This is a genomic window from Streptomyces sp. NPDC007205 (assembly GCF_040634095.1).
GTDB lineage: Bacteria > Actinomycetota > Actinomycetes > Streptomycetales > Streptomycetaceae > Streptomyces.
The window spans coordinates 1-10,779 of the sequence record NZ_JBEYEW010000078.1 but is presented as its reverse complement, the minus strand read 5'-3'; the positions used below and the strand labels follow the sequence as shown (position 1 = coordinate 10,779).

Below are 10,779 nucleotides of genomic sequence, written 5' to 3'. Positions count from 1 at the left end.
TAGAGAACACCACCGCAACGACCAGGAGCCTCGTCTCGTCACCCCACACCCGCTGACCTGCACCTTCACCCCAGCAGGACAGGATGAAAACGGTTTGCTGAGGGGATCGAGGCCAATCAGTTCGCGGTGCAGGCGGCGAATCCGTAGCGCGAGATCGAGATGGAGGCGAGGACGTTTGCCGCGGACTTCGGCGATTGTTTGGGCGTTGACGCCCAGTCGCAGGGCGAGTACGGCGGCAGGCATCCGGCCCGTGCCAAGTCAGCCAGCAGCCGGGAGGTTTCGGCGGAGCCGGTCAGGCCCGGGGTGCTGGGTGCGCGGCGGGCGGAAAGCGGGATACCGAGTATGGCGTCGGCGGTGCTGCGAGCGATGTGCCCTGCCGCCTGGCCTTGTTCTGGGGTGCGGAGCAGGCGGCGGACCAGCGTCACCCACAGGCCGGCCCTGTCGGCGATGTCCTGTGCGGACATGCCCTGCTCGCGCAGCCGGGCAGCCCATCGGGCGGCGGCATAGGGCGGGACACGGGCGGGGAGACCTCGCAGGCGGTCCTGGTTGCGTTGGCGGCGGGCCCGGCGTGCCGCCTGAGGCACTCGGCGCGGGTGCAGCCATAGTCGGCACACCATGCCTGGCCGTGACGGACGGCTGACCGCTGCGGCCGACGCTGCACGAGCGGCGTGGCCGGGGCGGCGGCGGACTGTTCTACAGAGGGCGGCATGGTTTCCTGCTGCGAGTTCGTGGTGGCGGTCCACGGTACGCGCCCACGCTGACAAAGCGGCCCCGCCCCACCCCGGCTCGCTGGCAGGGGGTTGCCCGTCACTGCTGGAGCCAGCGGTCGAGAGGGTGGTCATCGTGATGGTGGTGGAGGGCGGGCCGTCAGAAAGAGACGGCGATTGTCACAACCGGAGGCCGGCGGTAAGGCCTCTTGACGTCACCGTCACCCAAGAAGTGTCACCCGGCCTCCGGGACTGCATCACCGTCTCAACGTGTTCCGCAAGGGTGAGGCGCTCAAGCTCTGAGCCGGAGTATCGAAGAGCGGTGGGGCGGGGCTCCGGCCACGTCGAGTGTGGTGCCGCAGGTAACAGCCAGCCCGCGCGGACAGCTGGCGCCTTGCCCTCAAGATTGCTCACGCCGTCATCAGAGGAGGACGCCGGCGCGGGCCCGGCGCTGTTCTACGGACGGATGCCCGCCGTGCGGGGGTGGACGCGGGCTGCGGCGACCCGGGCGAGGACGCCGAGTGCGATGCTGATGCGCCGGCGGCGGCCAGGGACGGCGCGGCGGTGGAGGACGGTATAGCCCTGGTCGGCGACGTTGTCGAGGATGCCGGCGTAGAGGATGGAGGCCGTGCGAATGGCAGGCTGGGACGGAGGATCGATCAGGGCAATGCCCGGGGCAGCTTCGAGATAGGCGGAGCGGGCGAGTTCCGCGGCACTTTCCAGGGCAGTGCCGATCCGCCGGTCCTCTTGGCCGGTGCGGCGGCTCCATTCGAGCAGACCGCGGTCCACGCCGTGTGCGGCGAGGAGGTCTGTGGGCAGGTAGATGCGGCCGCGGTCGAGGTCCTCACCGACATCGCGCACGATGTTCGTCAGCTGGAAGGCCTCGGCAAGGGCAGTCGCGTAGGGAACTGCTTCCGGGGCGGGCACGACGGTGCCCAACACCGCCATGGCTTGCAGGCCTATCGTGACGGCGGCTCCGTGCATGTAGACACGCAACGCGTCGTAGTCGGGATAGTCGGTGACCTCTAGGTCGCTGCGCATGGCGGTGATGAAGTCGGTGAAGTACTGGTGGTCGATCGCATACCGGGCGGCGGTGTGAGCTGCCGCCCGGACCACCGGGTCATCGGCACGCTCACCGCGTAGCCCGGCACTCAGTTGTTGCTGCAGTTGGTCGAGGGCTCTGGCGCGCTCGCCGGCAGTGCCAGTGCTGTGCATGTCGTCTATGAGGTTGTCGGCCCGCCGGTTGAAGCCGTACAGGGCGTGCATTGCGGGTCGGAGATGGGTGGGCAGCAGACGAGTCGCAAGGAAGAAGGACTTGCCCTGCCGCGCGTTGATGTGGCGGCACGTGGTGTAGGCGCTACGCAGAGCTGGGTCGGTGATGCCGGCGGCGTCCAGTTCCCGGCGGATCATGTAGAAACCTCCGGGGGGCTGGTGGGCGGCCACGAGGCGTGAGGAGCGTGGGCTGTTCGGAGGGGTCGGCGCCACGGATGGGATCTCCGGCGAGCGCGTCCTCTCCTCGTCCGCAGGTTCGGGCGCCGGCACCAGGAAGGCCCTCGGGTAGGACCAGGTGCGCGCGTAGAACATCACGAGACTCATCGCACAGGCGCCCGCCGACCAGATGAGGCCGTGGAGCAGGTAGCGCAACGGAGCGGTGTGGGTGAAGCCCGCGGCGATGGACAGCTGCAGCGGCCCGTACAGCGGCAGCGCCCACGTTCCGGGCTGGCCACCGTGGGCCGCACTCGGGTTCTGCAGCGTGACGTCGATGAGACTGGTCATGATGACCAGGAACATTCCCTCCAGCTCGCCGCGAAGTAGCGCCCCGAGCATGATCCCGATGCTGCCGTAGACGAGCCCGGAGACGATTGTGGCCCCCACCAGCAGGCCGGGCTGCTGCACGGCCCAGAACAGGCACAGGAACACCGAGCAGTACAGGCCCATCGCCACCGCGATCACTATCAGGCCGACGGCCTTGGCCAGGAGCAGCGGTCCGCGAGGAAAGCCGGCCAGCACCAGGCGGCGGTCCAGCTCCCCGGCCTTGAAGGTAGCCAGGAACATCATGAAGCCGACGGTCAGGGTACCCGCGTTCAGCGCTGCGGTGATTTGGTTCATGTGATTGGAGTCGACGGTCAACTGACCGCCAAGCGCGGGAACAAGGAACCGGACGGGGACGGTGTAGGTCACCGCGCGCACCAGCCAGATCCAGACAGGAACGAAGAATACGGCCAGTACGAGGGCCAGTCGGTTGCGCGCATGGCCGACCAGGGCGAACCAGCAGGCAGTGGCAAACGCCTGTCCTGCGCGCCTCACCGCGCTCTCGCCGCTTCCGCAGGGGCAGCAGCACCACGCAATGGCCGGACCGTGCCGTCGCGGAGCTCCGCCACTTCGTCGAAGCGGTCCATATCGTAGGCCATGTGGGAGACCACGAGCACCGAGCGCCCGCGCCCACGCAGCTTACCGGCCAGTTCCCAAAAGCGCAGATACGTCTGCCAGTCGAAGCCTTGGTACGGCTCGTCCAGTACCAGAACGGGCGGGTCATGCATCAGTGCCAGCACCAGATTCACCTTCTGGCGCGTTCCTCCGCTGAGCACTCCCACCCGTTCGCCGCGGTATTCCGCACAGCCCAGCACCTCCAGCAGCTCTCGCGCCCGACGCAGATGGGGCAGTGCGTAGGCGACCTGAAAGAACCGCAAGTGCTGGTCGACGGTGAGTGTCTCGTCGAGTACCACGTGCTGCGGGCAGTACCCCAGTCGATTCGGCCGCCGCACCGCCCCGGCATCGGGCGTCAGCTGCCCGCAGATGATCCGTAGCAGCGTGGACTTGCCCGCTCCGTTCTCTCCGACCACGCCCACCAAGGTCCCGGTCGGCACCTGTAGCGAGGCCCCGCACAATATGCGTCGCCGACGGTAGGACTTCCACACGTCTTCGACCACAAGCGCGCCCCGGCCCATCACCCCGCCTTTCTGTAACGCCCCACAGACGTCGACACGAATAGGACAACCAGGGACAGCGCCCCGGCTGACCATCCTGCTGATTCAGCAGCGTCAACGGGAAGAGCGCGAAAGCACGAGAGCGTGAATGTGTTGAACCTTGCGCTCAAAGATATGGGCCTGTCTCCTCGAATGCGGGCCTTCCGCCGTGAAGGTGGAGTGCAGCGAGAATGACGGACCGCACGATGGCGGTCGGGTGGTAGAGGTCCTTGTCGATCCACAGCGGCGGCGGTTCCGCACCCGCGGCGCTCCCGCCATGTACGGGGTCCGTACGCACGGCAGAACGCAGGAACTGTGTGCCGAGCCTTATGGCTTCCGCCGTGCGTGGATGGGTGCTGGGCCCGTTGAGTGCCAAGATGTGCAGTGCATATGCGGTTTCCTCTGCGGTGCCCGCCCAGCCTCCCCAGGAGCCGTCCGCACACTGCGTGTTCACAACCCACCGGCGGGCTCGTTCCACCGCCGGCTGGGATGCCGTACCGCCGAAACGGTTCAGTGCGAGCGTGGCGCAAGCGGTGGCGTAGTAGGGGGACGCGTGCCAGCGGTCCTCCCAGTGCCCGTCGTCGTACTGCTGGGTGCACAGCCAGCGCGACACTTTGGCTGTGGTCGTGGCATATCGGTCCGTCAGTCGCCCGTTGCGGGAGACGCTCAGGTACTGGCCGAAAGCCTCCAGGACATGGGCATTGGTGGTGACCGAACGACCGTCCTCGCCGGGCCACGTGCAGAAGTGCGTGTCCAGTTCGTACTGCCAGAGCAGATCAGGTGGACGCGGGACGCCCCAGAGGCAGAGGGCGTAGAGCACTCCGGCGCTGGTGTCCGCGTCGGTGGGGAGCCCTGACCCACCGGCCGCGCCGGTCGGTCCCACGGCGGCCCGCAACTCGTTGAGCAGCCTCGGTGGCACAGCGAGCGGGACGCCGGCGCGGGCGAGCCAGTGCAGTACCCATCCCCGCTCGAAGTGCGTCATCGGCACAGCAACGGAGACAGGCCCGCCGTGTTGAGCCACGGCTGCCTCCAGGTAGCAACGCGAGGGATGGTCCGGTGGCGGTGCGGTGCCCAGCCAGGCGGCGGTGGCCGCCGGGGAGGCGCCCACGGTCCCGATCAGGGTGGGACGGACCCCGGCTGCCTGCTCTGCGGCGCTGCCGGCTACTTCCAACAGGTGCAGAATTTTCCCGGGCAGACTCTGGCCGGACGTCAGCCGGTTCCTGATCGTCGTGAGCGCGCCATCGGCCCCCGGGGCGCAGGGTGCTTGCAGTGGGCCGGCGCTCTCACGTAGCGCCGAGGCGCAGTGCGGCTTGTCGTGCAGGTCCTCCACGTGCTCGGTGATGAGTGCGGTCAGCGACGATGTGATGAGTTCGATTCCAGTTGTGTCTGGCAGGCTCAGCGGCTCCCTGCCGTGCAGCCAGCTGTTCAGCAGGACCAGCCCCTGACCGGCTGCGCGGGCCAGCTCTGTGTGTGTGATGCCGTCGTGGGAGCCCTGGGTGCGCAGGGTGGCCAGCAGGGCTTCGGTCGCGCTGAGAGTCGGAACAAGGGCGTGGCCTGGGTCGGGGGCTCCCCAGCCGCCGTCTGGCCGCTGAGCATTGAGCAGAAAGCGCAGCCGTTCGGTGTGTCCGGGCAGCCAGGGGGCCAGGGCCACCAGACGTGCGGTCTCGTAGACGGAGGCAGAGGACTGACCCCAGGGGTGTCTCAGCAGCCCGCCGACGACTGTCCGCGCAGCCGCCGTGATGTCGTCCGCCGCCGTACTGATGGCCTCCTGGGCAGCGGCGGATACGCGGCGCGAAGCACTCACAGCGATCCCCAGTAGTCGCTGTTCTGATAAAAGCCCATGCTGTACCCCATCTGCCGCTCCAGGTAGACCGCCGCCTGCGGGAATCTCGCTTTCAAGGGCGCGATGAGTGTTTTGCAGCGGTTCACGGTGGCGTGTATGCGGGCGTTCACCGTGTCCCGGTCCACGCCCAGCATCAGGCAGTTGAGGTCACCCCAGTGCACGTCCCGGTCGAAGGTGGCGAGGTCGTTGAGCAAGCGCAGGAGACGCTGTACCTCACGGCTGGCGTCCTGTAGCGGTTCTGCATGGTCCTGCAGGTGTTGCGGGTCCGCGGTGGCGATCCAATGCGAGACGTTGACCCAGGCTGAGCCGATGTTGTCAGCGTTTTCGAGGTATTCCTCAAAGGTGGGCAGCATGTCCCGGCTACCCGTCTTCCACGTCCACTCCCGTGCCGCGCCCTCCAGCACACGCCGCAGTTCGGTACGCCAGACCGAACCCCACACTGTGAAGCCGGGCGTCTCGGCCACTTCGCTGCGGATCTCAGCCAGAAGGCGAGCAAGTTCGTCCGTTTCGTCGGGCGGCTCACCGTCCGCCACGGCCAGACATCGCTGGACGATCCCGTCCACCTCCGACTGGGTGGCGGCGAGGTGGTCGATCAGCCAGTCCAGTGCGAAGAGCCACAGCACTGACCGGTTGAGCACCCGCAGCTCTTCGCTACTGGCCCCGGGCGAGCTGAATGTGTTGGCGCAGGATAGCCGCGCACATCGTGGAGTCCAGGGGCTTGGCGTTGAACAAACCTGGATAGGACTTACAGGCCTTCTCGAGATCGCGCGCACTCTTGATCACGACCGCCACAGTCAAACCCATCGCACGCGCCTCATTGAGGTGCTGATCGTCATGACCGCTGGAGAACAGGTACATCGCTGGTCACTCTCCGAGAAGTTCGGTCCCATGGGTGGAGCTGGAGCGACAGGGCCGGTGTCCGGTCACCGCAAGTCGGTGTGGACGTCGGTCAGACGGCATGGTTCGTCGGGCGGCGAGCGCCGCCGAGTTCGGGCCCGTGGGGTGGGGGCCTGCACGCGCCGGTCGGTGCGTAGTTCTTGGGGCAGGGAGAAAGTGAGCGACTCCTTGGCGGCCGTGATCGTGGACACGTCCGTGAATCCCCACGCGGCGAGCCAGTCCAGGACGCCCTCGACGAGGATCTCCGGCGCCGAGGCACCCGACGTCACCCCAACTGTGGTCACGCTCTGAAGCCAGGCCTCGTCGATCTCGTCGGCTGAGTCCACCAGATGGGCAGCGTTGGCGCCGGCTTGTACGGCGACGTCGACCAGGCGTTCGGAGTTGGAGGAGTTGCGTGAGCCGATGACGATGACCAGTTCGGCCTCGGCGGCCAACTGCTTCACGGCCAACTGACGGTTCTGCGTGGCATAGCAGATGTCGTCGCTGGGCGGGGACACCAGGCCCGGGAACTTCTCCTTGAGCGCATGCACCGTCTCCATCGTCTCGTCCCCGGAGAGCGTGGTCTGTGACAGCCACACCACTTTGCGCGGGTCGCGGACCTCGATGTGGGCAACATCGGCGGGGCCGTCGACCAACTGGATGCGGTGGGGCGCGTGGCCGAGGGTTGCGGTCACCTCCTCATGGCCTTGGTGGCCCACCAGGAGGATGTCGTAGTCCTGCTGGGCGAAGCGGACAGCTTCCTTGTGGACTTTGGTGACCAGCGGGCAGGTCGCGTCGATCGTGGTGAGGTTCTGCCGGGCTGCCTCTTCGTGGACGGCTGGTGCGACGCCATGTGCTGAGAAGATCACGGCGGCGCCCTCGGGCACCTGGGCGGCCTCTTCGACGAAGACCACGCCTTTCTTCTCCAGCGTCCTGACCACATGCTTGTTGTGGACGATCTCATGGCGGACGTAGACGGGAGGGCCGTACCGTTCGAGCGCTGCTTCCACAGTCTGTATGGCGCGGATTACGCCGGCACAGAACCCGCGGGGCGCGGCCAACAGAACACGCTTGTCGAGGGCGTTCACACTGTCCTCCGAGTGGTGGCGTTCGCAAGGTGCCGCAGGTGCGGAAGGACGCACGGGGTGATCACGGTGGGGGTGTCCAGGAGACGGAACGCGTTCTCCCGGCGTTGGCTGATGAGGTCTTCGACCTGCGCACGGGCACGGGTGGCGGTGAAGATGTCGCGGATACTGGCGGCGTCGTCCTCGGTGAGGTCCGGGCGGCCGAGCAGGCGGCGCAGCACTTCTGCCTGGTGGGGGGTGGCATCACGCAGAGCGATGGCGACCAGGGCAGTGTGTTTGCCCTCGCGCAAATCGTCCAGGCGCGACTTTCCGGTCACGCTGGGATCGCCGAAGACGCCGAGGAGATCGTCGCGGAGTTGGAAGGCTTCGCCCAGGGGGAGGGCATAGTCGGTCAGGGCTGTGAGCAGGTTGTCGTCGGCTCCGGCAAGCAGGGCGCCGAGGTGCAGGGGCCGTTCGACGGTGTACTTGGCGGTTTTGTAGCGGGTGATCGCCAGTGCGCGGTCGAGGTCGGTGCTTGGGGTGCCGGTGGTGGTGATGTCCAGGTACTGGCCGTACATGGCTTCGGTGCGCATCACGTGCAGCACGGCCAAGATCCGAGTCAGCCGGCCTGCGTTCAGTCCGGCGGTGTGGATGAGTTCGTCGGACCAGCACAGGGCGAGGTCGCCCGTGAGGATGGCGGCGGCGTCTCCGAGACGGGCGGCGTGTTGTCGGGTGCGGCTATGGGCGTAGTGGCCGGCCAGGGCGCGGTGGACGGTGGGCCGGCCGCGGCGGGTGTCGGAGGCGTCCATGACGTCGTCGTGGATGAGGCAGAAAGCGTGGAACATCTCAAGTGCGGCCGCCACCTGCAGCACAGCCGGGGGAGGATCCGCAGCGCCGCCTGCGGCGTGCCAGCCCAGGACGCACAGCATCGGGCGCAGGCGTTTGCCCCCGGCGTGCAAGAAGTCGGACAGAGCGGACGCCGCCAGTGGCGGCATGCCGTGCGCTGTGGCTTCCAAAGCCTTGGCGTGCAGAAATTCCTTGAGGATCGCCTCGATACGGCGTTGGGCCTCGGGCAGGTCGATCTCATCGACCACCGAGGGCACGAGCGTCATGAGACGTCATCTCCCGCCGTCATCTCCAGAGCCTCGCTCACGAGCGTCTCGACGATCTTGGATTGGGGGACGGTCTTGATGACCTGGCCATGGCGGAAGATCTGGCCTTTGCCGTTGCCGCAGGAGACGCCGAGGTCGGCTTCCCTCGATTCGCCGGGGCCGTTGACGACGCATCCCATGACGGCGATGCGCAGAGGGTGGGGGAAGCCGTCGAAGGCCGCTTCGACTTGGGCGGCGAGGCGGTGGTTGTCGACTTGGAGGCGACCGCAGCCCGGGCAGGAGACGATCTCCAGTTTTCTGGGACGCAATCCCAGGGATTGGAGGATGTGGCAGCCGGCCGAGGTAGGCGAAGCCGAGGAGTTCGAACAGGCTACGGGCCACAGGCAGAGGGCCGGGCACGCCGGCAGAGCGTTCCTGGGCGCGCATGAGCCAGTCCAGGCTGTCGCCGGCGCCACCGCGTAGCCGCTGCAGGTGGTCGGCCAGGCCTCCGATGGTGGGCGCATAAGATCTGTCATTGTCATTCAGGACGACGATCACCGGCCGGTCGGGGGCGCCGCCGAGGTTGTTCAAGGCTTTCCCACGCCATGCCGCCCGTCATGGCCCCGTCCCCGATGACGGCGACCACGGCCCGCTCTCCCTCGCTGGTCAGCTGCCGGGCCTTGGCCAGGCTGTCGGCGTAGGCCAGTGCGGTGGAGGCATGCGAATTCTCGATCACATCGTGTTCGGACTCACCACGGCTGGGATACCCCGACACGCCCCCGACCTGACGCAACTGGTCGAAGTCGCGCGCGCGGCCGGTGAGCAGCTTGTGGACATAGGACTGGTGACCCGTGTCGAACAGCAGCGTGTCGTGCGGAGAGTCGAAGACACGATGCAAAGCCAAAGTGAGTTCTACGACGCCCAGGTTCGAGCCCAGGTGCCCGCCCACTGCGCTGACCTTCTCGATCAGGAAGGCACGGAGCTGCTCGGCGAGTTCACCAAGCCGCTCCTCGGGAAGGGAGCGCAGAGCCTGGGGGGTGTCGGTCGCGAACAGCAAAGCGAATTCTGATGCCTCATGAAATCTCGGGTGGCAGTCCGTGGTGGGAGCGGTCATCGTGTGGTCCTCACAGCGATGGGGGATGATGCAACGGATTCGGCGGTGCGAGGCCTGCCGGACAATGACGCGGCCTTCTGCAGGTGCGACGACGGCCTCATCGGCCACCAGGACGAGAACCGTGCCGACAACGGGTCCTTCTCCGATCACCTCAATACTGGGAGCTGGGGATTCACCCTCCGCAGGTACAGAGGGGCTTCACATCGCGCTGACAAGTGCGGTGAGGAAGCCGACTCACTCAGCCACCCAAAAGCGTCAGCCGCGTCGGCACCCACAGACCCCGCAGGCAGGCAACGGACCGGCGACCGGGCCAGGAGCGTCTGCGCACGTAAGGGCGGAGTGCTCAGTGAAGCTGCTGTTGCCAAGGAAAGCGTTCCTTCACTCCCCTCGCCTACCCCCTGGCCCAGGCAGTGCGTGAACGTGTTGAACGACCGGCTCAAGGTGCCGGGCCGGACACACCGGCGAGGGCATTGCCCCCGGACGAGGCTGTGCCACGTCCTGGTCCTGGACCTTTCCCCCGACGAGCGACACCCTTCGTCCCCGTAGTTGCAATTGCCGGAGACTGAACCGTTCCGGGTTCGGTAGGGACTCGATCATTTGAGAGGGTCGAGTTATGGCACGTCCTTCCCAGTACCGCTTGGGCACTGTCAACTTGTGGTGCCAAATGAATAGTTGAGGCGTGCTGAAATCGTGACGGCTGCTTCAGGCGGTCGCTGCGCAGTCGGTGATCTGGCACCAGGTGGTGAAGCGTTCGGTCATCTCGGCCCGGCAGCCAGAGGCGGTGAACAGGTGGCGTCGGGGTCGGAAGTGCGGTGAGATCCCGCTGAACGCGGACAAGAACTTCTGGGCGTATCCGGGTGAAGCTTCCCCCTGATCTTGGACACTCGATCCTTATGCCGCGAGGTCGTGTTGGTGCCGCTGTCGGGTCTCGGCCGGGGTGAGGTAGCCGAAGACCTTGTGCTTGCGCAGTCGGCGGCGGTTGTAGGACGTCTCGATGACCCTGTTGTCCAATTCGAGTGAAGTCAGCGTGTTCATGGGGCATGCGGTGTCCGGGGCCAGGAGCGTGTTGTGCGACGGTCTCAAGGGCACGAGCTGGGTGTCCGGTTGCGGGGAACTGG

Annotated in this window: 9 protein-coding genes and 3 pseudogenes; all 12 read right to left on the bottom strand. The window is 66.9% G+C overall.

What is annotated here, in order from left to right; genetic code table 11:
• Positions 1–116 precede the first annotated feature (116 nt).
• Complete coding sequence (locus ABZ624_RS40530) at positions 117–584, bottom strand: hypothetical protein (RefSeq protein WP_360100261.1); 468 nt, start codon at positions 582–584, stop codon at positions 117–119.
• Positions 585–1,163: 579 nt separating this feature from the next.
• Positions 1,164–2,117 (bottom strand): phytoene/squalene synthase family protein, encoded by a 954-nt coding sequence (locus ABZ624_RS40525; RefSeq protein ID WP_360100264.1) that lies wholly within the window; start codon positions 2,115–2,117, stop codon positions 1,164–1,166.
• 893 nt (positions 2,118–3,010) lie between these two features.
• Entirely contained in the window at positions 3,011–3,655 is a 645-nt protein-coding gene (locus ABZ624_RS40520) for an ABC transporter ATP-binding protein (RefSeq protein WP_360100258.1), read from the bottom strand.
• A gap of 145 nt (positions 3,656–3,800) precedes the next feature.
• Positions 3,801–5,477 carry a prenyltransferase/squalene oxidase repeat-containing protein gene (locus ABZ624_RS40515; RefSeq protein WP_360100255.1) on the bottom strand — a complete coding sequence of 559 codons (1,677 nt, stop codon included), beginning with the start codon at positions 5,475–5,477 and terminating at the stop codon, positions 3,801–3,803.
• Positions 5,474–6,154 carry a terpene synthase family protein gene (locus ABZ624_RS40510; RefSeq protein ID WP_360100252.1) on the bottom strand — a complete coding sequence of 227 codons (681 nt, stop codon included), beginning with the start codon at positions 6,152–6,154 and terminating at the stop codon, positions 5,474–5,476. The genes ABZ624_RS40515 and ABZ624_RS40510 overlap by 4 nt, the downstream gene beginning before the upstream one ends.
• 13 nt (positions 6,155–6,167) lie before the next feature.
• Positions 6,168–6,374 carry a hypothetical protein gene (locus tag ABZ624_RS40505; protein ID WP_360100249.1) on the bottom strand — a complete coding sequence of 69 codons (207 nt, stop codon included), beginning with the start codon at positions 6,372–6,374 and terminating at the stop codon, positions 6,168–6,170.
• 65 nt (positions 6,375–6,439) lie between these two features.
• The gene (locus ABZ624_RS40500) at positions 6,440–7,480 is read right to left on the bottom strand and encodes a 4-hydroxy-3-methylbut-2-enyl diphosphate reductase (RefSeq protein ID WP_360100246.1); all 1,041 of its coding nucleotides are present in this window, start codon (positions 7,478–7,480) and stop codon (positions 6,440–6,442) included.
• Positions 7,477–8,568, bottom strand: a complete 1,092-nt coding sequence (locus ABZ624_RS40495) for a polyprenyl synthetase family protein (RefSeq protein ID WP_360100243.1) — start codon at positions 8,566–8,568, stop codon at positions 7,477–7,479. The genes ABZ624_RS40500 and ABZ624_RS40495 overlap by 4 nt, the downstream gene beginning before the upstream one ends.
• Positions 8,565–8,894: pseudogene (locus ABZ624_RS40490) on the bottom strand (flavodoxin-dependent (E)-4-hydroxy-3-methylbut-2-enyl-diphosphate synthase); the annotation flags it as partial. The gene ABZ624_RS40495 and the pseudogene ABZ624_RS40490, both read right to left, overlap by 4 nt.
• A 142-nt stretch (positions 8,895–9,036) precedes the next feature.
• Positions 9,037–9,661, bottom strand: a pseudogene (locus ABZ624_RS40485) (1-deoxy-D-xylulose-5-phosphate synthase N-terminal domain-containing protein); the annotation flags it as partial.
• Between the two features lie 702 nt (positions 9,662–10,363).
• Positions 10,364–10,534 (bottom strand): annotated as a pseudogene (locus ABZ624_RS40480) (IS6 family transposase); the annotation flags it as partial.
• An 18-nt stretch (positions 10,535–10,552) separates the two neighbouring features.
• Positions 10,553–10,779: hypothetical protein (locus ABZ624_RS40475; protein WP_360100240.1), on the bottom strand; the 227-nt coding region annotated here is incomplete at its 5' end.